This is a genomic window from Collinsella sp. CLA-ER-H9 (assembly GCF_040092295.1).
Taxonomy (GTDB): domain Bacteria; phylum Actinomycetota; class Coriobacteriia; order Coriobacteriales; family Coriobacteriaceae; genus Collinsella.
Genome location: NZ_JBBNLV010000011.1, coordinates 23,236 through 46,014, shown reverse-complemented (window position 1 = coordinate 46,014; position 22,779 = coordinate 23,236). Strand labels below are relative to the sequence as shown.

19 protein-coding genes are annotated in these 22,779 nt (G+C 58.7%); 4 read left to right on the top strand and 15 right to left on the bottom strand.

Annotated features, from left to right (window positions below):
- Window positions 1-106 precede the first annotated feature (106 nt).
- From AAAX73_RS07305 to AAAX73_RS07245, 13 genes are all read right to left on the bottom strand, one after another.
- Window positions 107-943, bottom strand: a complete 837-nt coding sequence (locus AAAX73_RS07305; RefSeq protein ID WP_117640904.1) for a sugar phosphate isomerase/epimerase — start codon at window positions 941-943, stop codon at window positions 107-109.
- An 83-nt stretch (window positions 944-1,026) separates the two neighbouring features.
- Complete coding sequence (locus AAAX73_RS07300) at window positions 1,027-1,863, bottom strand: PTS system mannose/fructose/sorbose family transporter subunit IID (protein ID WP_349125520.1); 837 nt, start codon at window positions 1,861-1,863, stop codon at window positions 1,027-1,029.
- The gene (locus tag AAAX73_RS07295; protein WP_117640903.1) at window positions 1,853-2,644 is read right to left on the bottom strand and encodes a PTS sugar transporter subunit IIC; all 792 of its coding nucleotides are present in this window, start codon (window positions 2,642-2,644) and stop codon (window positions 1,853-1,855) included. Before AAAX73_RS07295 ends, AAAX73_RS07300 begins: the two co-directional genes overlap by 11 nt.
- An 8-nt stretch (window positions 2,645-2,652) precedes the next feature.
- Entirely contained in the window at window positions 2,653-3,123 is a 471-nt protein-coding gene (locus tag AAAX73_RS07290; protein ID WP_099432278.1) for a PTS sugar transporter subunit IIB, read from the bottom strand.
- A gap of 16 nt (window positions 3,124-3,139) precedes the next feature.
- On the bottom strand, window positions 3,140-3,556 hold the full coding sequence (locus AAAX73_RS07285; protein WP_349125519.1) for a PTS fructose transporter subunit IIA: 417 nt from the start codon (window positions 3,554-3,556) through the stop codon (window positions 3,140-3,142).
- Between the two features lie 94 nt (window positions 3,557-3,650).
- Window positions 3,651-4,712 carry an SIS domain-containing protein gene (locus tag AAAX73_RS07280; RefSeq protein ID WP_349125518.1) on the bottom strand — a complete coding sequence of 354 codons (1,062 nt, stop codon included), beginning with the start codon at window positions 4,710-4,712 and terminating at the stop codon, window positions 3,651-3,653.
- A 61-nt stretch (window positions 4,713-4,773) separates the two neighbouring features.
- Window positions 4,774-5,889, bottom strand: a complete 1,116-nt coding sequence (locus AAAX73_RS07275) for an SIS domain-containing protein (RefSeq protein WP_349125517.1) — start codon at window positions 5,887-5,889, stop codon at window positions 4,774-4,776.
- A 194-nt stretch (window positions 5,890-6,083) separates the two neighbouring features.
- A complete protein-coding gene (locus AAAX73_RS07270; RefSeq protein WP_117638248.1) occupies window positions 6,084-6,797 on the bottom strand; it encodes a GntR family transcriptional regulator in 714 nt (237 codons plus the stop codon).
- On the bottom strand, window positions 6,782-7,549 hold the full coding sequence (locus AAAX73_RS07265; protein WP_349125516.1) for a GntR family transcriptional regulator: 768 nt from the start codon (window positions 7,547-7,549) through the stop codon (window positions 6,782-6,784). Before AAAX73_RS07265 ends, AAAX73_RS07270 begins: the two co-directional genes overlap by 16 nt.
- A gap of 38 nt (window positions 7,550-7,587) precedes the next feature.
- Complete coding sequence (locus AAAX73_RS07260) at window positions 7,588-8,076, bottom strand: hypothetical protein (RefSeq protein ID WP_349125515.1); 489 nt, start codon at window positions 8,074-8,076, stop codon at window positions 7,588-7,590.
- Window positions 8,077-8,487: 411 nt separating this feature from the next.
- On the bottom strand, window positions 8,488-9,426 hold the full coding sequence (locus AAAX73_RS07255; RefSeq protein ID WP_349125514.1) for an AEC family transporter: 939 nt from the start codon (window positions 9,424-9,426) through the stop codon (window positions 8,488-8,490).
- A gap of 513 nt (window positions 9,427-9,939) precedes the next feature.
- Window positions 9,940-12,468, bottom strand: coding sequence for a phosphoketolase family protein (locus AAAX73_RS07250; RefSeq protein ID WP_349125513.1), 2,529 nt, complete (start codon window positions 12,466-12,468; stop codon window positions 9,940-9,942).
- Between the two features lie 203 nt (window positions 12,469-12,671).
- Window positions 12,672-13,700: a LacI family DNA-binding transcriptional regulator gene (locus tag AAAX73_RS07245; protein WP_349125512.1), complete on the bottom strand. Its 1,029-nt coding sequence runs from the start codon at window positions 13,698-13,700 to the stop codon at window positions 12,672-12,674.
- A 240-nt stretch (window positions 13,701-13,940) separates the two neighbouring features.
- On the opposite strand from AAAX73_RS07245, the gene murB reads away from it, so the two are divergent.
- Entirely contained in the window at window positions 13,941-14,903 is a 963-nt protein-coding gene (gene murB / locus AAAX73_RS07240) for a UDP-N-acetylmuramate dehydrogenase (protein ID WP_349125511.1), read from the top strand.
- Between the two features lie 68 nt (window positions 14,904-14,971).
- On the opposite strand, the gene AAAX73_RS07235 is transcribed toward murB, so the two are convergent.
- Together AAAX73_RS07235 and AAAX73_RS07230 are read right to left on the bottom strand one after the other, a co-directional pair.
- Window positions 14,972-15,337: a hypothetical protein gene (locus tag AAAX73_RS07235; protein WP_147350683.1), complete on the bottom strand. Its 366-nt coding sequence runs from the start codon at window positions 15,335-15,337 to the stop codon at window positions 14,972-14,974.
- Window positions 15,338-15,819: 482 nt separating this feature from the next.
- Entirely contained in the window at window positions 15,820-17,028 is a 1,209-nt protein-coding gene (locus tag AAAX73_RS07230) for a hypothetical protein (protein ID WP_349125510.1), read from the bottom strand.
- 267 nt (window positions 17,029-17,295) lie between these two features.
- Here AAAX73_RS07230 and galE point away from each other — a divergent pair, with 267 nt between their 5' ends.
- The 3 genes from galE to AAAX73_RS07215 all read left to right on the top strand — a co-directional run bounded on the left by galE (window position 17,296) and on the right by AAAX73_RS07215 (window position 22,480).
- Window positions 17,296-18,357: a UDP-glucose 4-epimerase GalE gene (gene galE / locus AAAX73_RS07225; RefSeq protein ID WP_117786009.1), complete on the top strand. Its 1,062-nt coding sequence runs from the start codon at window positions 17,296-17,298 to the stop codon at window positions 18,355-18,357.
- A 208-nt stretch (window positions 18,358-18,565) separates the two neighbouring features.
- On the top strand, window positions 18,566-20,083 hold the full coding sequence (gene malQ, locus AAAX73_RS07220) for a 4-alpha-glucanotransferase (protein ID WP_349125509.1): 1,518 nt from the start codon (window positions 18,566-18,568) through the stop codon (window positions 20,081-20,083).
- A 129-nt stretch (window positions 20,084-20,212) separates the two neighbouring features.
- Window positions 20,213-22,480: a glycogen/starch/alpha-glucan phosphorylase gene (locus tag AAAX73_RS07215; protein WP_349125508.1), complete on the top strand. Its 2,268-nt coding sequence runs from the start codon at window positions 20,213-20,215 to the stop codon at window positions 22,478-22,480.
- Window positions 22,481-22,779 lie beyond the last annotated feature (299 nt).

The following is a 22,779-nucleotide window of genomic DNA, read 5'->3' as shown; positions in this document are numbered from 1 at the left end:
TCTGGGTACTTTAGCATACTAGAGTGCTTGCGGGGAGAATCGTCTCTCACGGCTCACAGCGTATTCATTTGGAAACATGGGGCAGATTGCCGCAGCCCAACCCCACCTAGGCGCCAATCGCACGACGATACTCTGCCATTACCTGCGCATCGGCAGCTGCGGGGTCGGCAAAATAGCGCCCGTCATAGGTCTCGGCCGAAACAACTCCGCGATAGCCGCGCGCCACCAGCCTATCCAGGTCAGCGCGCATATCGCGGTCGCCGTCACCCCAAGCAAGATGCGTCGTGCCATCTGCCGCAACATCGACAAAATGCACGTGGGCGACATCATCGCCAAGCAGATCGAAGTAATCGTCGATGGTATCCCCCGCCACCGCCATGGCGCCCATATCCAGACACGCCTTAAGTGCCGGATGATCAACTGCCTCGATCATGCGCTTCGTATCGGCCGCCGAGTTCACGATCATCGACTCAACCGGCTGTAGGGCTTCGAGCACCAGTCGCACGCCGCGTTCTCCCGCATGCTCGGCAATCGCACGCAGCATCGAGGCGCTGCGACCCCACGCGTCCTCGATCGGCTCGTTCAAAAATGCCCAGCCGCTCGAGACCATGACCTGCTCGGCTCCAAGTTCCGCCGCGATATCCACAACGTTCTTAAAGTACGCGAGCGTGCGGGCACGCGCCTCATTCCCGCGCGCCGCGATATTCCACGGCTTGGGGTTGTTCTGTTCGGGACAAAGTCCCACAATCCGAACTCCATACCGCTGCGACAGCTCCCGCACCTGCTCGAGCGAATCGTATCCATGGCAATCGACATACAGATGCATCGCCCCGGTCCAAAGCTCGCAACACGTGTAGCCCGAGGCCGCTGCCGAGGAAAAGAATTCCTCAAGGTCAAAATAGCGATGGCTGATATTCATGACGGCAAGCTGTGGATACTCCATCTTGTCCACCTTTCGGCAAAAGGGCGCCGCAGCACAGTGTGCGCGACGCCCCCTCTTACATTGTTTTAATTATGACGGATGCCCTACTGAACACCAAGCACTCCAAAGAACGCGCCGGCGATACTCACGAGTAGGATCACGAGCATGATGAGCAGCGGATTCATCTTCTTCTTGAGCATGAGATAGACGATTCCAAACAGCCCCATCGTGACAAAGCCCGGGAAGATTCCGTTGAGCAGCTCGGCGAGCGTCTGAGCGCCATCGCCCGCGCCGACCATGAGCGGAATGTCCACGGTGACCATCTCCATGGTCATAGCACCGATCACCATGGCGCCCATGATAGAGGCCATCTTGACGATCGTGTCCATAATGCCCGATTCCTGGACCTTGCTGATCATGTCCGAGCCAAAGCGATATCCCACAAACGTCAGCAGGTAACGGATGATGTAGTGAGGAACATTGAACACGAGCAGGAACAAAATCGGGCCAAGAATAGAGCCCTGCAGCGCCAGCGACGTGCCGACACCCGTTGCCAAAATTCGCAGCGTGCCCCAGCAGAAGGCATCGCCCACGCCGGACAGCGGTCCCATCAAAGCAAGCTTGACATTAGAGATCGCGCTCGTGTCAAAGCTATCGTCAGTAGCGTTGACCTCTTCCATTGCGGCAGCAATGGACATGGGGAGCGTCGAGATGTACGGCGTGACGTTATAGAGCTCCATATGGCGCTTGAGTGCGGCCTTAAAGTCTGCATCCTGCGGATACAGCTTGCGAAGGATCGGCATAAGGGCCCACATAAAGCCGATATGGCCCATACGCTCGTAGTTCCAGGAATGCTCATAGGGAATCGAGCGCCAGAACAGCTTCTTAAGGTCTGCGCGGGAAATCAGCCCGTCATAAGAAGACTCAAACTTAAAACTCATCGAACCCACTCCCAATCGCAGGATCCTCGGTTGCCACTGCGGGCTGCTCCGCCTTTTTCTTCTCGCCCAAAACCGTCATCGCGACGACAATGATCGCGGCAAAGATCGCCACGCCCGTCGTGCTAATGCCAAAGTAGGCGACGAGGAAGAAGCCAGCGAAGAAGAACGGAGCCACCGTTTTGTTCATAATCATCTGCGCCAGCATCGCAAAGCCGAGTGCGGGCAAGAAGGCGGCGGCGACATCCATGCCGGTCTGAACGAAATCGGGGATGATGTTGAGCAGGCTGGCGACGGCATCGGCGCCAAAGAAGAATGCCAGGGGAATAATCAGCAGGCCGCACCAGCTCTGCGCATAACCCGCGATAAGCATGTTGCGCGTGATGGCCTTGGTGTCTCCGTCCTCGACGTTTTTGTCGATACGGTGCACCAGCAGCAGCATCACCGGCTGGCCCAGGGCGGTATCGAGCGCCAGGACGATCGTTGCGATGGGAATGCCCAGGGTCAGGGCCGCCGAAGCGTCCGCACCGGCCTGCATGGCAAGCGACACGCCCAGGATGGTTCCGGAAATCGTATCGGGCGGGTTATACGCACCGACCGAGATGGCGCCGACCATGGCAAGCTCCATCGTGGCACCCATGATCGTGCCGGTCACCATGTCGCCCATGACAAGGCCAACCAGAGGTCCGAGCACGATCGGGCGCTGGAGGTAGCTCGTGCCCGTCAGCCACTCGGAATAACCCAAAAGGGCAATCAGGAAAATCAGGATTGTCTTGATAACCATGACAGCCCCTAACCGATGACCTTCGCGGCGTCAGTCTTCGCATCTGCCGGAATCATCTGAATGAACAGCTCATAGCCCTCGCCGAGCAGCTCCTTCACGTAGGCCTCGTTCTCGGGCGTAAGGAACACGCTGGTCGAGACCTGGCGGGCATCCTCGCTAAAGGCAACATTGCCGAGGTTGATCTTCTTGACGCCCATCGCCTTGGCGACGGCACCGGCCTGCTGGATCGTCTCGCAAACCACGAAGAGCTTGTACTTATCGGTCACACCGCTCTGGAGCGCCTTGACGGCATCCTCGGTGTTTTTGACGACGACCTTGCAGCCCTCCGGCTTTGCAAGGGACAGGGCCTGCAGACGAAGCTTGTCATTGAGGACCGTGTCGCTCACCAACAGGATGCAGTCGGCACCCAAAGCCGAGGTCCAGCTAACGGCAACCTGGCCGTGCAGCAGTCGATAATCTACACGAATCATCTGAATCATGATGTGCTCCTAACGATTAAAACTCATCGAGTTCGGCCTGCCCCAGCAGGTCGTTGACGTACTTGACCTTGGTGTCGTCCGCCTCGACGATCTGGCGAATGGCCTCATCGATCGGGGTGGATTCGGGCACGAACAGCAGCTGAATAAGGAGCGGCAGGTTCATATTGGTCACCAGATGCGTGTTGGGACGCGTCTGGACGATCTTGGTGAACTCGTTGTTGACGCTGCCGCCAAAGAGGTCGGTGCAAACGACGACCTCATCGTCCGCGGCAAAGCCGTCCAGAATCGCTGCAGTCTCCTTGACCAGGTCCTCGTTTCCGTCGACATACATAGACAGCGGATGGACGTTTTCGCGCTCACCGGAAAGCAGGCCGATGCTCTCGACGATTCCAGACGCGAAATGAGCATGGGACGCCACGATAAACTGCCTCATTCGATTCCCCTTTCTTGCGAATTTCGGCATAAAAATGCCCGGACGCATGCGCCCGGGCAGGGTGCTTCTTGATCAGTAGCTTATTTATCACCGATTAGTAGTCGAACTGGTGATAGTAACGACGGTAGTTGAGGTTGTGCTTGGTGACCGTCTCGTAGTAAGCAGCAAGGCGATCGGTGATCAGCGAGGAGAGGATCCACGGGGAGACGATGACGCGGAACTCGTCGTCAAGGCCGGGGATGGCGAACTCGGCGGTGTCGATGATGTTGATGTCGGTGTCGCCGGTCACGCCGCGGGTCAGGAACGCGCGGACGCGCTCGTCGAGCTTGCGGTTCTCGTCCTCGCCCATGAACAGGAACACGGGGACGCCGGGCTCCACGAGCTCGAGGGTGCCGTGGAAGAAGTCGGCCGAGGTGATGTAGCGGGTGCGCTTCCACTGCATCTCCTCGAGGATGCACATCGAGAAGAGGATGGTCTCGCCCCACAGGGCACCGGAGCCGATGAACATGGTGTAGGGGGCCAGGGCGTACTTCTTGGCGAGCTCCTCGGCGCGCGGCTCGAAGCGCTTGCGGATATCGAGCATGTCCTTCCAGATATCCTTAGTCTGCTCGATGAACAGGTCGAACTTGGGGAAGCAGCCGCGGCGGTTGAGCAGGCGCAGGCCGAAGCAGTCGGCGAGGTAGTAGCCCTTCTCGCAGCCGCCCGAACCATGGTCAGAAGCCATGGCGACGCAGTTCTCGGCACCCACAGCCTGGCCGATGAGACCCTCGGGCTTGGTCATGGCGTAGACGCGCACGCCCATGTCCTTCATCTTCTTGACGGCCTCGAGGACCTCGGGGGTGGTGCCGGACTCGGAGGCGGTGAGCACGACGGACTTCTCGGTCATGCGCTTGTGGCCCATGGCGTTCCACTCGGCGGCGTGGATCAGGTAGACCTCGAGGTCGCGGTCGCCGAACTTGTTCATGAGGTACTCGAGCTGCATGAGCTCGTCCCAGGTGCCGCCGACGCCCATCAGGAACACGGCGTCGTAGCCCTCGTCGGCGACCTTGTCGGCGAGCGCGGTCATCTTCTTGCCGGTCTCGTAGAGCGTCTTGCCGTCCTCGAGGTAGCCCTCCTGGTCGAAATGCATGATCTCGATCTTCTCGGTTTCCTTCATTTGTCTCTCCTTTCTGGGGGTTGTTTCCACATCCCCCATGCCAACGGGCATCAAAACCCGCTTACATTCCGTAACACTCAGCCGCTTTGGCCTTAAGCGCATTGACTGACTCTTCGTAGCCCTCTGCCTTGACCTCCATCTGTTTGGAGACGGCATCGAGATACGGGTGTACGTCCCATGACTTCAGACGCTCGGCGATTATTGCCGCAATCGTCTGGAAGAACACAAGATTGGGAATTGCGCTGAGCAGCGGAGCCACCTGAGGCACCGCAACCTCGTGAGCCCTACCCCTGGGATGGGCTGTGAGCAGCACCGTTTTTGTCGTAACGTTCGATAGCGCATCGGCGATATTCGCAAGACGCTCCGACCCCTGCGGATCGTCGACAATAAACACCAGATAACCCGGAACAATCTGCATCTCGGGACCGTGGACGAACTCCTCGCCCTCGTGATGCATGGCAGGAATCTTGATGGTCTCGCTCAGCTTGAGGGCCGCCTCTTCGGCAACGCCATAGTTGGGGCCGTTGCCGACGACCATGGCGGGCATGTGCTCAGAAAGCTCGAGCATGCGGTCTTGGACATATGCCCCGGCAGTCTTGCACATCACGGCATTGGCATGGATAGCCTCGCGCAGGTCGTCAAGACGCTGGGCAACGCCCTTGGCGTCAATCGTTCCGCGCGCCTGACCGCCGTAAATACCAAAGAGCACCAGGTACTCAACGAGAACCTCGACGCCCAGAGTCACAAAGTCCACCGACTCGACGCCCACACCGTAGTCAAGAACGATGTCAGTGTGCTCCTTGATGGGTGCCTCGACGTTTGCCGTGAGCGCAACTGCAGCCATATCGTGTGCGCGCATGTAATCGAGCGCCGCAATCGTATTGGTCGAATAACCACTCTGCGAGACGGCGATGTTGAGCGCATGCTGCGGATAGGTGTGTTCAAAATCGACGAAGGCCTCGGGTGTCACAACGGACACTTGCATCTGCAGCGCATCTTGCAGGTAATCGCGGGCGCAATCGGCGGCATGGCGCGACGAACCCGAAGCAACGATGCGCAGCGCGTCAAAAGAACCGGACTGGAAAATATCAACGAGCTGCGCTACCAGCTCAGACGAACGCTCGAGGTTCTCTCCCATACGCACATGGGCGAGTTGAACGTAATCGAGCATCTTCATCGTCTCACCTCGCAACAAATCATTAGTATTTGATACCAATCACGATTACAGGTTACGGCTTTTTGATACCTCTTTGTCGATTAATTTATCCCCATCGGCGAACGGTCGATTTTGAGCCATGTAAGGTTGTATATGCAGTCTGCTCAACAAATCAAAATTCCGTCAGCTTTTCAGCCCGTTATGCAAAAAACCAGCTAGTACGTATAGGTATATCCACCCGCATCACCGCGGTTAAACGACTTGACGTACTCGATCGCCTGGCCGCTCGCATCGAAGCTCACGCACTCAAGCGTCAAGGCAAGATCGCCCTGCTCCAGTCCAAGCAGGCCGGCATCTCGCGCGCCCAGCGCTTCGATATCGAGCTTTTCCTGTGCCATGACTGGCTTTCGGCCCAACATCTCATAGGTCTCGTACAAACTGAAGACCGACACGTCAATATCTTCGATTGTGGGAAACAGCAGGCACGGGATGAACGCCATCTCAATCGATACGGGATCGCCGTTGACGCAGTTCAAACGCCGAATCGAATACAGTAAATCGTCCTCGGCAATGCCAAACAGGTTGGCATAATATGGACCCGCATAACGCTTGGAACGCGCGAGGATGCGGACGGACGGCTCGCCGCCCGAAGCACGAACTGATTCGCGAAAGCCTCCCGTTCGCTCGTAGGCAACGGGCACTTTCTGTGCCACAAACGCGCCCTTTCCGCGGACGCGTCGAATCTGCCCACGCCGAACCAGCTCATCGACAGCGCTTCGGATGGTCAAGCGCGTCGTACCAAATTCCTCGGCGAGGTCTTTTTCGGACGGAATCATGGAACCCGTGGGATATATACCGCGCTCGATACGCTCCTCGATGCGGCGTCGAATGCGCATATAAACCGGGGTGGCATCTACTGTTTCAGCCATTGTTCACTTGCCACGCTCCTCATGCCGTTCTTTTCGCCGTTATCGGCAAAGCGGAACTTTGTGGGCAAAATCACCGATTTGCAATGCTCCACAAAACGCATGTCCTTATCAAATTCTATCGTGCTCTCATAGAACACCGGCGTTCCCTCTTCTTGCTGGAGCAACTCGGCCTCTTCGGCGTTCAAACGCGAGATGGAGATATGCTCACGTCCATGCTCAACGCGCACGCCGCCTTCTTTGAGCAAGACATCGTAAAGGCTCTCACACTCAAAATCGTGATCGGGAAGCGAGGGGCACAGGGACAGGTTAACGTGAGCCGTCTCAATTGACGCCGGCTCGCCCTCAATAAGTCGAACACGCTGCATGCGGAGCAAAGGAGCGCCTACAGCAACCCCAAGCTTGTCGGCAAGCGCCTCATCCGCCTCGATGGCCCCGGTGGAAACCAGACGAGAAGAGGGGTGCAGGCCGGCAGTCCGCACAGCATCGGAGAAGTTATACGTTTCCTGAAAGATATTGAGCGGTTTGGGAGGACACACATACGTACCCGATCCGCGACGGCTCTCGAGCGTTCCACACGAGATGAGCCGCGTGATACCGGCGCGCAACGCCGTACGCGAAACGCCAATCTCTTCGCACAGCACGCGCTCGGCCGGCAGGCGATCGCCGCCGGCAAGCTGATGGTGCTGGATATACCAAAGAATCCCCTCAACAGCACGATCTTTGGGGGGAATTGCATAAGATTCGCCTGCCATTGCACAGACTCCTCGTTCAGAAACGTATGTCGCCAAAATTAGGCCAGACCACCCATGGCATCAAATTCGGCCTTGATCTTCTCGGCGACATTCCGATACGACTTATACAGGCTTGAATCGCGTTTGACTTCATCGGTCATAACGGGAATCTCTAGTTTGGAAACCTCGTCTTTTCCCGTCTGAACCGCCACAACAACGCCCATACCAAAACACATATTACGCTTGGCTGCGTTCATTTTTGCCGCCTTAGCGGGATTTGCCAGAATACGCTGGGCAAATTCCTGTTTAGAGACCGCTTCATCGGCCTCCGGATCGCCCGCCTCGGCCACTTCGCACTGCAACACGTCCGCATAGTCAAAAATCTTCGGCTCGCCGCCGCGCTGATGTACGGCCCACTTGCGACGCGTGGCATCCTGGTAGATAGCCGGCAAAAACGTAAACCGCGGCGGGTCCAAAATCGTATCCGTGATGGTAAACACATCGGGATCAAAGGCATCCTGCGGGTTTTTCTTCTTGAACAGCCCCATATCAGCCTCTCCTACTAACATTTAACAACTCAAGCTGAATATAGCACCAATTTCAAGCCTCCACCTCACCCTATCGGTACGCGGCGTCTATGGCTCGCCCAGCGGGGTAATACGGGCGAGGGCCGGGGAGGCATACTTTGTTTTGAGAAGTGGGCTTCGCGAACTTCTCAAAACAAAGTATGCCTCTCCGGCCCCGGCAATGTAATCTTGGCTGACCCTAGTTGGATGCACGATCCACAAGGCAGCAACAGCCAAGTCCCCATTACATTAAAAAATATCAGCGCCGCAGATCGAAACGGTCGAGAGGGCCGCCTCCGGGCGGGTGCCTTCCTCTGAGAAGTTCGCGAAGCCCACTTCCCGGACAAGGTCATCCCGCCGGGCAAGGCCCCAGCGCGAGACCGTCCCGGATGCCTACCCGCACAGCGTGGCTACGAGCGGGATGGTCAGAATGGAGCAAATGATCGACAGAAACGTGCACTGCATCATGGGGCGTGCATCCTTACCGTATTGAAGGCAGTACAGCGTACCGTTGCTGCCCACCGGCATTGCCATATCGAGCACAAGCGTCGCGATAAACATGGGCGTCATGCCGGGCCACAAGCGCGCGACGGCAAGACATGCCACCGGCACGACAACCAGGCGAAATGCCACGGCAGCATAGGCACGCCAGTTGGTGAGCATCTCGAGCGGACGGTACTTGGCGATAGACGACCCCATGAGCAACAATGCTGCAGGAGTGGTCATGGTGCCAACGATGGAAATCGAGTCGCCCAGCACGCCCCAATCGGTCCATCCGGTGAGCACGATCCCAAGCACAACAGTACTTGCAATGAGACCAGGACTCTTGCAGCAGGCGGCAATATTGCGCATCTGCGTTTTAAGGCCACCACCTATTCCGCTAAATAACATAACGCCGACGGTAAACATAAGAAAGTTTGGGGGGATAAGCGCAATCGATGCATACAACAGCGCTTGTTTTCCCAACACCGCCGAAATAACCGGAAAACCGATAAACCCGGCATTACCGAAAAGCACGGCGAAGCGATACGAGCATTCCGTCCCTTTGGGAACGCGAAGAGCAGCGGTGACAGCAAACGCGATAACGGTCGCCACCACATACATCACAAAGGACAGTCCCATGAGCGAAAACGTATCGGCAATGCTCGGAAGCTTCACATCATCGCCCAGCGCTGACGAAAGCACCAAGCACGGTAGCGCCACCTGCAACAGCAGATGCGACAGCTCGCGCTCGAACTCCGCTTTCATAAACCCCAGCTTGGCGATACACCACCCCAACAGGATCGGCAAAGAAACCGTCACCATCTGCAAGGCCACGCTCGTAAAACTCATCTACTCCCCCTCTTATCTATCCCACGAGTGCCGGGGCGGGGTGCTTGGTTTTGGAAGTGGGCTTCGCGAACTTCTCAAAACAAAGTATGCCTCCCCGGCCCCGGCAATGTATCGTAGGCTGACCAAAGTAAGATATGCAGTTTCCAAGGCCGCAACAGCAACAGCCCCATCCCATTAAAAAATATCAGCCCCCGCATATCGAAACGGTCGAGAGGGCCTTGCCCGGCGGGGTGGCCTTGCTCCGGGAAGTTCGCGAAGCCCACTTCCCGGAGCAAGGCAACCCGCCCGGAGGCGGCCCCAGCGCGAGACCATCCAGCAATGCGCTCCCCGAGCAATCGCTCACCGCTGGTTGCGCAAAAGTCAGCGAGCGAGTTCCAGGTGCCCCAGGTCGCCGCGAAAGAGGAGCGACGCGTACTTCTTGTACGCGAGCGACGGTTTGAACGGCGAGACGGGGTGCCTGGAACCCGCGCAGCGTCGAGCCATTACGCGGTTTGGTAAAACCGCGTAACTAAGTTACTCGTTGTCGCCTGCGGTCATTTGGGTTGCGGAGAGCGTGCCGTCGGCGGCAGTTGCAGCCGCAGCGTCGGGCCAGACCCAGTCAGTGAAGGCCGGGTGATCGAAGCCCTCGTTGCACGCGAACTCAAAGGCCTCGGTGCGGAATGCCTCCCACTCGTCAATCTGCTCTGCAAACTTGTCGGCGTCGACCATGCGCAGCACGTCGGCGGCCAGGGCCCAGCGGTCCATGTTGTTCAGGCGCAGCATGTCGAACGGCGTGGTCGTGGAGCCCTTCTCCTCGTAGCCGTGGACGCGGAAGGCGTCGTGGCCGGGGCGGTTCCAGATCAGGCGGCGAATCGTGCCGGCATAGGCGTGGAATGCGAAGAGCACGGGCTTCTCGCCGCGACCGAACAGCTCAGCCCAGCGCTCATCGCTGATGGCCTGGTCGTTCTCGCAGACGTTCTGGATCTTGAGCAGGTCGACCACGTTGACGAACCACACCTTAATGCCCAGCTCGCGCAGCATGTCGGTTGCGGCCAGAGCCTCGAGCGTCGGCACGTCACCGCACGTGGCGACCACGACGTCGGCCTCGACGAGCGAGTCGGCAGTTGATGCCCACTCCCAGGTCGCTACGCCCTCGGCGAGCTCGGACTTGGCCTCGTCGACCGTCTGGAAGGTGGGGGCAGGCTGCTTGCCACAGAAGATGGCGTTGACGCAGTCGGTGGACTGGTAGACGCGCTCGGCAACGGCAAGCGCCATGTTGGCGTCGGCCGGATAGTAGGCATTCACGATATGCGTGTCGTTGGCCTTGTTGAGCAGCAGATCAATAAAGCCGGGGTCCTGGTGCGAGAAGCCGTTGTGGTCCTGGCGCCAGACATGGCTCGACAGCAAAATGTTGAGACCGCTGATGGGAGCACGCCACGGAATCTCGCGCTTGGTGGCCTCGAGCCATTTGCAGTGCTGGTTGACCATGGAATCGACCACGTGGACAAAGCTCTCGTAGGAGCTCCACACACCCGAGCGGCCGGTGAGCACGTAGGCCTCGAGGAAGCCCTCGCACTGGTGCTCGGACAGCTGCTCGACAACCTTACCGGAACCGGCCAGCAGCTCGTCGTTGGCATCGTCCTCGTAGAAGCCGGCGTCCCACTGCTTCTTGGTCACCTTGTAGGCAGCCTGCAGGCGGTTGGACGCGGTCTCGTCGGGACCGAAGATGCGGAAATCGTCCATGTTCTTGGCCAGAACGTCGGCAGTGTACTCGCCAAAGACGCGGGCGGCCTCGGTGGAGCCCCAGCCGTGACCCTTGCTTGCGACGGGGATCTCGTGGGCGTGGATATCGGGCAGCTCGAGCTCGCGGCGCACCTTGCCGCCGTTTGCATTGGGGTTGGCGCCGATGCGCAGCTCGCCGGTCGGCATAAAGGCCGTCACCTCGGGGCGCACCTGGCCCTCAGGCGTAAAGAGCTCCTCGGGCTTGTAGGAACGCAGCCACTCGCGCAGCACGCGGAAGTGCTCGTGGGTGTCCTTGGCACTCGCCAGCGGCACCTGATGGGCGCGCCAGGAGTCCTCGGTCTTCTTGCCATCGATGTGCTTGGGACAAGTCCAGCCCTTGGGCGTACGGAACACGATCATGGGATAGGCCGGGCGAACCACGGTCTCGCCCGCGGCGGCCTGGGCCATAGCGGTGGCCTTGATATCGCAGATCTCATCGAAGACCTGCTCGAACAGGGCGGCAAAACGCGCATGAATGCTTGCATGACTCTCATCGTCAAAGCCCGCGACAAAGAAGTGCGGCTTATAGCCCATGCCCTCAAAGAACTTGGTGAGCTCTTCGTCGGACACACGGGCGAGGATGGTGGGGTTGGCGATCTTGTAGCCGTTGAGGTGCAGGATCGGCAGGACGATACCGTCGGTTGCCGGGTTCACGAGTTTGTTGGACTGCCAAGAAGTCGCAAGCGGACCGGTCTCGGACTCGCCGTCGCCCACCACGGCCACGGCCAGCAGGCTCGGGTTGTCCATGACGGCGCCGTAGGCGTGGCTGAGCGTGTAGCCGAGCTCGCCGCCCTCGTGGATGGAGCCAGGCGTCTCGGGCGCAAAGTGGCTCGGGATGCCACCGGGGTAGGAAAACTGGCGGAAGAACTTCTGCAGGCCGGCCTCGTCATTGGTGATGTCGGGGCGGATCTCACGGTAGGTGCCATCGAGCAGCGACTGGGCGGTGCCGGCAGGACCACCGTGGCCCGGGCCCATCAGGAAAATGACGTTCTGGTTGTGGTCGGCAATAAGGCGGTTGACGTGGCCGAACAGAAAGTTGATGCCGGGCGTGGTGCCCCAGTGACCGACCAGGCGGTGCTTAACGTCCGGGCGACCAAAGTCGCGCACCTCACCGGTTTTCTCATCGACAAAGTCGGTGCGCATCAGCGGGTTGGAGCGAAGGTAGATCTGGCCGACGGACAGGTAATTCGATGCGCGCCAATACAGATCGACGCCCTCGAGCTCGGAAGCCGGCACCTCGTGTCCCAGCTTTTGCCATGGCGTTCCCAGAGTTTTAGCCATTGTTTATGTCCCTTCGCTGCATGGTCACCCTCCGATATGGCGACCTTTCGTTGGGACAAGTATATTTGCTAAAACGTTTTATCAGTATGAAAAAACGTTTTATCATTCAGGTTCGCCATTAGCCTGACAAAACCAGACATTGACCTGCGACATTATTTGTCACAAGTTCTTCATATTCCTGATATACAAATCGATAAACGCGTTTAGTTGTGTTTTGTAACCTTGAGCACGCTGCCCTTGACGATAAGCGCCGGCTCCAGAACGACCTCTTCGGCACGCCTGCCGCCCCTGCCGGCAAGACGCTTGGACATACAGCTAAAAGCATGCTCCGCGAGGACACCCGGATCCTGTTCGATCGCGGTCAGTGCCGGCTCAAAGAGAACGTCGGCAGCCGAGTTGTCATAGCTCACCACCGAGATATCGCCCGGAATGCTCTTCCCCATCTCGTGCAGGCGCTTGAGCAAACCGAGGGCAATGTTGTCCGAGCTTGCGAACACGGCGGTGGCATCGGTTGCGAGCACCGCCTCCGAGGCCTCGTAGGCACTCGGGATGTAGTACTCGCTCTCAAACTCCAAACGCGCATCGATCGGCAGGCCGACCTCGCGCAGCGCACGCTCGTAGCCGGCAAGACGTTTGCGACCCGTATTGGAACGGCGAGCATTAACCAAGCAGGCAATGCGACGGTGACCCTGCTCGATCAGATGGCGGGTAGCCATATAGCCACCCATCTCGTGGTCGAACATCACCTTATCGCACTCGAGTCCCTCAATGGCACGGTCGACCATTACCGCCGGGATGGGCAGATGGCTGACTTCTTCGCGCAGGGCGCGGTCGTCGGAGAACTCGTCACCCACCACCAGAAAGACGCCGTCGACGCCGCGCGTCACCAGCTGGCGCAGGAGCTCCAGATCGTCCTCGGCGCTTCCGCCCGAGCTGGTAATAAAGAGCGCGTAGCCGTCCTCACGGCAGCGCTTTTCCAGGCTGCCGGCGAGCGAGGCAAAAAATCGGCTCTCGATGTTGGGAACGATAAGGCCCAGCGTGCGCGACTCGCGCATGACCAGGCTACGCGCAATCTGGTTAGGAACATAGTGGTTGCGCGCCGCGACCTCCTTGATGAGCTTGCGGTTTTCTTCCGAGATGCGACAGGGCCGATTATTGAGAACAAGCGAGACCGACGAGGGGGAAAGCCCCACCTCCTGGGCAATCTGCTTGAGAGTAACTTTGTTGCCCATCTCGCTCCTTCCGAGTATTCGCGCAATCTCTTGAAAGTATAGCGACCGTCCCTCTACCTCGATGATAAACACTTTACCAATCCGGTAGACGGCTGTTTTATCGCCGTGATTGGTGCAAAGTAACCTGGCCCCTTTGCACCATGTGATGCATTGGGGTCAGGTTACTTTGCACCAAATCCATCCGGGTGGGGTATATTGCATTCGATTGATGAAAACGACCACCATAAGGCGGATATTCGTATGCACGAGAATGACTTTTTTAACGAGGACCTGCTCTGCGCGCTCGCCGGTGTCGCCGGCGAGGACAACGTGTTGATGAGCGAGCCCATGCGCGAGCACACCACGTTTAAGATCGGCGGCCCGGCCGACGTCTTTGTCACGCCCGACACCGAGCAGGGCCTCGTCGCCACGCTCGATACCTGCTATCGCTGCGATCTGCCCCTCACCATCGTGGGCAACGGCTCCGACTTGCTCGTCGGTGACAAGGGCATACGCGGCGTCGTCGTGGCGCTGGGCGAGGGCCTCTCCGACATTACGGTCGACGGCACGCACGTCACGGCGGCAGCCGGCGCCTTGCTTTCCGATGTCGCCGCGGCGGCAGCCGAGGCCGGTCTCACCGGCATGGAGCCCATCTCGGGTATCCCCGGATCGGTCGGCGGCGCCTGCTACATGAACGCCGGCGCCTATGGCGCCTGCATGGCCGATGTACTGGAGTCTGTGCGCGTCTACAAGCCCGCCCGCATGCTCGACGACGGCACCCGCGGCAGCGGCAGCATCATCGAGTTCGATGTCGATGAGCTTAACCTGGGCTATCGCAAGAGCCGCATCGCTGACGACGGCTTCATCGTGCTTTCGGCCACCTTCAATCTCGCCCCGGGCAACGCCGCGATGATCAAGGTCGACATGGACGACTACCGCCAGCGCCGCGAGGACAAGCAGCCGCTCGACATGCCGAGCGCCGGCTCCACCTTCAAGCGCCCCGAGGGCTACTTTGCCGGCAAGCTCATCATGGATGCCGGCCTGCGCGGCCATGCTGTCGGCGGCGCGCAGGTGAGCGAAAAACACTGCGGCTTCATCGTCAACGCCGACCACGCCACCGCCGCCGACGTCGACGAACTCATCCGCCACATCCAGGCAACCGTCAAGGACCAATTCGGAGTAGACCTACAACCCGAAGTCCACCGAGTAGGCGAATTTTTATAGCCCGCTCGCCGCGGTCCACTTTAATTAATAACGGGACAAGTGATGTAGCTCACTTGTCCCGTTTTCATTTATTTGCGAAGAACATCGGCCATCCGCAGGATTGAAATCATCGACCGATAAGTGAGTTCCACCTTTTCGCCCGCAAGCAGTCGTTTCGAGCCAATCTCATCTAGCCCCACAAGCCGAGAAAACAGCAAGCTACTCATCGTGCCCTCGTCAATTGATTCCTTTATGGTCTTCAAAACGTCCGTATCATGAAGCGACGCCGAGCTGTAGGGGGCAACACGAGCGGAACTCTCAATTAACGACGAGACAAAAGGATGGAGATGCTTTGGACATAGTCCATCAAACACCACATCCCCATTGTCATCCGAGCCGACTAGTCGCCAACTATAATGATCGACCCAGTCGTCTCCGTCATATATGGTGTCCATGAGCAACTTCCCGTCTAGAGAGAAACCTGTTTGAACATCGGGGCGCAAGACCGCAATCCATATAGGACCCGCAGCAGCTCCAACCCAACGCACCACACGACAATTGTATATTGCGACTATTTTAAATCTACATGATCAGTTCGAGTTCGCAACAAGGCGATTATTGCAGCTAGGTTATATTTCATTTTCCACTTTGATGAGCCGTCGGCTCCAAATTCCAAAACCGAAGTCCACGGAGTCGATAATTTTATTTAAAAAGAAGGCCCCGAAAGGGGCCTTCGCCATCTTTATATCAGACAACCAGTCCGGTGTGTCGCGCTTTGAACCCGGAAGGTCCGGGACTGCGGGCGAGGCATAAGGTTGGTCGCGAGTTCCGCACGCAAAGAAGGCCACTTAATGTGGCCTTCGTCTTGCGCAGGACTGTAGAGCAGGCAACCTTATGCCTCGCCCGCAGTCCCGGACCAACCAGCTTCAAGCCGCAGTTACGACAGCGCAATACCGCCGAGCCAGCCCCAGCGCACGCCAGAGCCAGTGCCGTAGAACCCAATGAACGAGTCAAGCGACCTCGACGTGATGGCGCCCTCGTTACTCATAACGATGCCGCCGCCAACGTAGATGCCCACGTGGCCATAGATCAGGCCCGGTATGCCGGTACCGCTATGCGATGAGTCGGCAACAATCATGCCCACCTGCAGCGCCGAGCGGTCGGAGCTATAGCACCAGGCGTTAAACATATCGCACGCGTTACCGCCAAAGTAGCCAACGCCGGCGTTACGGAAGACATTGGTAACCCACGCCGCGCACCAGTTCTGACCCGGCGAAGGCGTGGAGTAGCACGCGTTGACGACGGCCTGCTGCTTGCCCGAGCCGGCATTCTGCTGCGGAGTTCCGGGCGCATACGATCCACCACCCGAGCTCGAACCACCCGAGTAGGAATTGTTCTTGTTCGCGGCGGCCGCGGCAGCAGCGGCGGCCTTCTTGGCAGCCTCCTCGGCCTGGGCGGCAGCAAGAATCTCTGAATCGCGCTGAGCCATGAGCTCCTTGACGTCGTCGGAAAGACCGCTCAGCACGGTCTGGACCTCTTGCTGCTTGGCCTGCATATCCTGCATCTGGGCAGTCTGCTGGTCCTTGAGCTTCTCTAAGTCGGCCTTCTGCGACTCAAGCTCGGTCTTTTGCGCATCGAGCTCTTCCTGGATGGTCTGAATTTCCTCGATGGCGTCGCGGTCGCTCTTGTTGATCTTCTCAACATAGTGCGCATTGGCGACGAGCTCCTCAAACGAACCCGAGGCGAGCAGCAGCGACAGGACGTTGGTGCCGCCCGACTTATAGCTGGCGGAAACGCGATCGGAAAGATCGTCGCGCTTCTTTTTGAGCTCGGCCTTCTTTTCGTCAATCTGCGCCTGCGTGCTGTCAATCTGGCCCTGTACGCCCTCGATATCGTTGAGGGTCTGGGCGTTCTTGTTGGCCAGCGCCGCGTATTCATTTGCGATGCTGTCGAGCTGGGCCTGGACCTCGTCAAGCTGAGCCTGGGCCGCATTGAGCTTGTCGGTGGTTTCCTTGGTGGCCTCCGCAGCATGGGCGCGAGCGGGCAAACCAAAAAGAACGGCTACAGAAGCTGCGCCGAACAGGGCCTTGAGGGCAGTGCGACGCGAAAGCTCCTGGGAAAGGATGGAATCGCTGTTTGGTGACATATCTACTCCGTTACATGTTTATTTATATGTCGCTCAACTCATACATATTAGCGTACATCCGGCGCATCCCAACGATTTCCACGAACGGCAGCAAACCGTATGGTCGGCGGCTCGTATGCAAACGTCAAAGTCAAGGTTACGCCCACGCCAAACATTTCCATGAGTACGTTAGCATGCTCATCTGCTTTTCCTGCCCTGCACGTTTTGGGTGCCCCTGCCTGCGCTATACTCCCCTCAAGAAGTGTTCCTGATTCGATAGGAGACTACATGTCCAAAGCACTCGACCCCAAAGACACCTGCGTCCTCGTAACCGGCGGCGCCGGCTTTATCGGCTCGCACACCGTCGTTCAGCTGCTCGAGGGCGGCTACCAGGTCGTCATCGTCGACGACCTCTCCAACTCCAGCGCCGTCGCCGTCGACCGCGTCAAGACCATCGTGGGCGAAGAGGCCGCCAAGAACCTCACCTTCTACGAGGCCAACGTGCTCGACCGCGAGGCCATGAACAAGATCTTCGACACCCATCAGATCGACCGCGTCATCCACTTCGCCGGCTTTAAGGCCGTCGGCGAGTCGGTGACCAAGCCCGTCGAGTACTACCACAACAACATCGAAAACACCCTGGTGCTCATCGACGTCATGCGCAACCATGGCTGCAAGTCCATCATCTTCTCGAGCTCCTCGACCGTCTACGGCGACCCGGACAACCCGCCTGTCACCGAGGAAGACCCCAAGAAGCCCGCAACCAACCCCTATGGCTGGACCAAGTGGATGATCGAGCAGATCCTTATGGACGTTCACACCGCCGACCCCGAGTGGGACGTCGTGCTGCTCCGCTACTTCAATCCCATCGGCGCCCATCCGTCGGGCCTGATCGGCGAGGACCCCAAGGGTATCCCCAACAACCTGGTGCCCTATGTCGCGCAGGTTGCCGTGGGCAAGCTCGAGGCCGTTCAGGTCTTTGGCAATGACTACCCCACTCCCGACGGCACGGGCGTGCGCGACTATATCCACGTTTGCGACCTGGCCTCGGGCCACGTTGCCGCCCTCAACTGGATGAACGGCAAGACCGGCGTTGAGATCTTCAACCTGGGCACCGGCACCGGCACCTCGGTGCTCGAGGTCGTCGCCGCCTTCTCCAAGGCCTGCGGCAAGGAGCTGCCCTACGTGATTCGCGAGCGCCGTGCCGGCGATATCGCCGCCAACTGGTGCGATGCCTCCAAGGCCGAGCGCATGATGGGCTGGAAGGCCCAGTACGACATCGCGGACATGTGCCGCGATAGCTGGAACTGGCAGAGCCACAATCCCAACGGCTTCGCCGACGCTGAGTAGCAAAAACCTACATACCGCTCTTGCCCCGATCTCACGTTGTGAGGTCGGGGCTTTTTCACGGCATGTAACCATTCGCCGAAAATCGACCAACTTTTATATCTTGCCTGTACATGTTTAAACAACATGTTTTACAATAGGCATATCGAATCAGAACATCGGAGGCGGACTGCACACCCATCGGCAGGCCGACCCCACAACAAGAAGGTTGGTGAGCGCATTCATGGAGCGTGCAAGCGGCGTCCTCATGCCCGTCTCATCTCTGCCCGGACCATACGGAATCGGCGGCTTTGGCTGGAATGCCTACGACTTTGTCGATTTCCTCGCCTCGTGCAAACAACATTATTGGCAGATTCTGCCCCTTACGACGACCAGCTATGGCGATTCGCCCTATCAGTCGTTCTCGGCCCGCGCGGGCAACCCTAACTTCATTGACTTTGCCGAGCTTATCGAGGCCGGCTATCTGGAGCAGTGCGATATCGACGGCGTGTACCTGGGCTCCGATCCCAGCAACGTCGACTACGGCGCCATCTTTGCTGGCCGCCGTCAGATTCTCGATCGAGCCGCTGAGCGCTTTGCTGCCGACAAGCCGGCCGATTTCGACGACTTTATCCAGGCAAACGAGAACTGGCTCATTCCCTACTGCGAGTTTATGACCGTGAAGGAGGAGTGCGGGCTCAAGGCCTTTTGGGAGTGGCCCGAGGAACTCCGCCGTCGCGGCGATGCATCCAGCAAGGTCTGCGCCGCCCATCCCGAGCGCATGCTTTACCACCAAATGACGCAGTACTTCTTCGATCGCCAGTGGAGCCGCCTCAAGGCCTATGCCAACGAGCGCGACATCCTGATCATCGGCGACCTGCCCATCTACGTCTCGCGCGACTCCGTCGAGATGTGGGCCACGCCCGAGCTCTTTAAGATCGACACCGCCGGCAATCCCGTGAGCGTCGCTGGCACGCCGCCCGACCAGTTCTCGGCCACCGGCCAGTACTGGGGCAATCCCATCTACGACTGGGACGCCATGGAGTCCGACGGCTTCTCCTGGTGGGAGGGCCGCATTCGCGCCGCCCTCGACATGTACGACATCATCCGCCTGGATCACTTCCGCGGTTTCGAGGCATTTTGGGAGGTGCCGTTCTCCTCTCCCGATTCGTCATATGGTTCGTGGACGCAGGGACCCGGCCTCAAGCTCTTCAAGGTGCTCGAGGAAAAGCTCGGCACGCTTCCCATCATTGCCGAAGACCTGGGCTTTCTTACCCCCGGCGTCATCGACATGCGCGACACCACGGGCTTCCCTGGAATGAAGATCCTGCAGTTTGCCTTTGAGGGCACCAACTCGTACTACCTGCCGCACAACTACATCGCCAACACCGTCGCCTACGTCGGAACACATGACAACGAAACGGCACGCGGTTGGTATGAGGGAACGGCCACCCCGCGTCAGCGCGAGCAGGCGGCCCTGTACACCCACCAGCAGGCGGGCGAGCCCATGGCCGATGCGCTCAACCGCACCATCGCCGCCAGCGTGAGCGATACCTGCATCTACACCATGCAGGACCTGCTCAATCTGGGCAACGAGGCACGCATCAACACTCCCGCCACCCTGGGCGGCAACTGGACCTGGCGCATGCTCGATGGCGCCATCACCCGCGAGCTCGAGCACAAGCTCACCGACTGGACCGAAACCTACTTCCGCATCCCATCGGAAGCCGAAATCGAGCTTCCCCAATAGGAGCCACCGCGCCCGACCCCACCCCACCGTGCGGACGCGACCGCTTTTCCCGCGCGAGGCCACTCCAATCCCCTCGCGCGGGCTTCTTTTGAATATCTGACATGTCGTCAACTCACCACAGGAGGAAACATGCCCCGTATCAATCTTGCGGCTCTTGCCGAGCAGTCCTTTGGCACCTCGCTCGAGCAGCTCGATGACCGTCGTATTTATAAGCTGCTGGTCAAGCTCGTGCAGGAGCGCTCCGCCGCCTGCCCGCTCAACAATGGCAAGAAAAAGCTCTATTACATCTCTGCTGAGTTTTTGATTGGCAAGCTGCTGATCAACAACATGATCGACCTCGGTATCTATGGCGAGGTTAAGGACCAGCTCACCGCCGCGGGCCACGACCTCAACAAGATTGAGGAGTTTGAGGTCGAACCGTCGCTGGGCAACGGCGGCCTGGGCCGTCTGGCCGCGTGCTTCCTGGATTCCATTGCCACGCTGGGCCTTACCGGCGACGGTGTGGGCCTCAATTACCATTACGGTCTGTTCCGTCAGCGTTTTACCGACAACCAGCAAAAGGCCGTCCCCGACGAGTGGCTTAGCGAGCAGGACATCCTGATCGATGACGACCGCTCCTACACCGTCGAGTTTGGCGATTTTGCCGTTACCTCCAAGCTCGTCAACATCGATGTGCCCGGTTACGACCAGCCCACCAAGAACCGCCTGCGTCTGTTTGACCTGGCAAGTGTCGACGACGGCCTGGTCCCCGGCAGCTCCATCGACTTCGACAAGACGAAGGTCGCCAAGAACCTCACCTTGTTCCTCTATCCGGATGATTCCGATGAGCAGGGCCGCCTGCTTCGCATCTACCAGGAGTACTTCATGGTGAGCAACGCCGCCCAGCTCCTGATCGACGAGGCCGTCGAGCGCGGCAGCAACCTGCACGATCTGGCCGACTACGCCGTGGTCCAGATCAACGACACGCACCCCACCATGGTCATTCCCGAGCTCATCCGCCTGCTCACCACCGAGCACGACATCGAGTTTGACGAGGCCGTTGCCATCGTGCGCTCCATGGTCGCCTACACCAACCACACAATCCTTGCCGAGGCGCTCGAGAAGTGGCCGCTCGCCAGCCTGCAGAAGGTCTCGCCCACCATCGCCGACATCATCGTCAGGCTCGACGAGGTTGCCAAGGCCGAGCACGACGACCCGCGCGTCGCCATTATCGACGAGCACGACACCGTCCACATGGCCCACGTGGACATTCACTTTGGCTTCTCCATCAATGGCGTCGCCGCACTCCACACCAAGATTCTGGAGGACACCGAGCTTCACCCGTTCTACGAGATCTATCCCGAGAAGTTCTCCAACAAGACCAACGGCATCACCTTCCGCCGTTGGATCCAGGGAGCCAACCCTGCGCTTGCCAGCCTGCTCGACGATGTGATCGGCACCGATTGGCGCAGCACCGGCGACCTGAGCAAGCTCGCCGAATTCGCTAACGACAAGGATGTTCTTGAGCGCCTGGCCGCCACCAAGGCCGAGGCCAAGACCATCATGCGCCAGTTCATGGCGCTCGAGCAGGACGTGACCATTCCCTCCAACGCCATCATCGACGTCCAGGTCAAGCGCATCCACGAGTACAAGCGCCAGCAGATGCTCGCGCTCTACATCATCTGGAAGTATCTCGACATCAAGAACGGCAACAGACCTAAGCATCCCGTCACCATCATCTTTGGCGGCAAGGCAGCGCCTGCCTACACCATCGCCCAGGACATCATCCATCTGATTCTGACGCTGTCGCAGTGGATCGCAAACGATCCCGATGTGGCCCCCTACCTGCAGGTTGTCATGATCGAGAACTACAACGTCACTGCTGCCGAGCGTGTGATCCCCGCCGCCGATATCTCCGAGCAGATCAGCTTGGCCTCCAAGGAGGCGAGCGGCACCTCCAACATGAAGTTCATGCTCAACGGTGCTTTAACCCTGTGCACGCTCGACGGCGCCAATGTCGAAATCGCCGAGCTCGTGGGCGACGAGAACATCTACACCTTTGGTGCCTCATCCAAGCAGGTCGAGCAGCTCTACGCCGACGGCAGCTATAACGCCGGCGCACTCTACCGCAAGCCCGGTATCAAGCTGCTGGTGGACTTTATCACTAACCCTGCCTTTATGGCGACCGGCAACGCCGAGCGTCTGCAGCGCCTGCACGACGATATCAAGGGCAAGGACTGGTTTATGGCCCTGCTCGACATTGAGGAGTACATCCAGACTAAGGAGCGCGTGCTGGCGGACTACGAGGACCAGGATGCCTGGATGCGCAAGGCGCTGATCAACATCGCCAACGCCGGCACCTTCTCGTCTGACCGCACGATCTCCCAGTACAACGACGAGATTTGGCACCTGAGCTAATTTCGTTTCCTTTACCCATCCTCTTGAAAGCGGAGTCGCGGCAACGCGGCTCCGCTTTTTGTGCCGATACGCCGGCCCGTGATTTGTCTCGACCAAACAATCTCGTTCTGTAACAGGTAGCTGCCGAAATCAGCCTCCCGTGTTACAGATCGAGATGAAAGGATAGGCAGCTCGATGCTGTCTCAATCTGTAACATCTAGACCCAATTTGGCCCTCCTCCTGTTACAGATTGAGACAAACTGACAGACGAACGGTCCCAACACAAAGAAAGGCTCCCCTCTCGCCCAGTGGACGGGAGG

Coding starts and splice junctions, on each gene's coding strand:
- AAAX73_RS07285 (WP_349125519.1), bottom strand. CDS start 3,556: ATGAGGCAGTTTATCGTGGCGTCCCATGCTCATTTCGCGTCTGGAATC.
- AAAX73_RS07280 (WP_349125518.1), bottom strand. CDS start 4,712: ATGAAGGAAACCGAGAAGATCGAGATCATGCATTTCGACCAGGAGGGC.
- AAAX73_RS07245 (WP_349125512.1), bottom strand. CDS start 13,700: ATGGGCAACAAAGTTACTCTCAAGCAGATTGCCCAGGAGGTGGGGCTT.
- AAAX73_RS07305 (WP_117640904.1), bottom strand. CDS start 943: ATGGAGTATCCACAGCTTGCCGTCATGAATATCAGCCATCGCTATTTT.
- galE (WP_117786009.1), top strand. CDS start 17,296: ATGTCCAAAGCACTCGACCCCAAAGACACCTGCGTCCTCGTAACCGGC.
- AAAX73_RS07275 (WP_349125517.1), bottom strand. CDS start 5,889: ATGAAGATGCTCGATTACGTTCAACTCGCCCATGTGCGTATGGGAGAG.
- AAAX73_RS07235 (WP_147350683.1), bottom strand. CDS start 15,337: ATGGACACCATATATGACGGAGACGACTGGGTCGATCATTATAGTTGG.
- AAAX73_RS07295 (WP_117640903.1), bottom strand. CDS start 2,644: ATGGTTATCAAGACAATCCTGATTTTCCTGATTGCCCTTTTGGGTTAT.
- AAAX73_RS07230 (WP_349125510.1), bottom strand. CDS start 17,028: ATGTCACCAAACAGCGATTCCATCCTTTCCCAGGAGCTTTCGCGTCGC.
- AAAX73_RS07300 (WP_349125520.1), bottom strand. CDS start 1,863: ATGAGTTTTAAGTTTGAGTCTTCTTATGACGGGCTGATTTCCCGCGCA.
- AAAX73_RS07290 (WP_099432278.1), bottom strand. CDS start 3,123: ATGATTCAGATGATTCGTGTAGATTATCGACTGCTGCACGGCCAGGTT.
- AAAX73_RS07270 (WP_117638248.1), bottom strand. CDS start 6,797: ATGGCTGAAACAGTAGATGCCACCCCGGTTTATATGCGCATTCGACGC.
- AAAX73_RS07255 (WP_349125514.1), bottom strand. CDS start 9,426: ATGAGTTTTACGAGCGTGGCCTTGCAGATGGTGACGGTTTCTTTGCCG.
- AAAX73_RS07260 (WP_349125515.1), bottom strand. CDS start 8,076: ATGGGGCTGTTCAAGAAGAAAAACCCGCAGGATGCCTTTGATCCCGAT.
- AAAX73_RS07250 (WP_349125513.1), bottom strand. CDS start 12,468: ATGGCTAAAACTCTGGGAACGCCATGGCAAAAGCTGGGACACGAGGTG.
- murB (WP_349125511.1), top strand. CDS start 13,941: ATGCACGAGAATGACTTTTTTAACGAGGACCTGCTCTGCGCGCTCGCC.
- AAAX73_RS07215 (WP_349125508.1), top strand. CDS start 20,213: ATGCCCCGTATCAATCTTGCGGCTCTTGCCGAGCAGTCCTTTGGCACC.
- AAAX73_RS07265 (WP_349125516.1), bottom strand. CDS start 7,549: ATGGCAGGCGAATCTTATGCAATTCCCCCCAAAGATCGTGCTGTTGAG.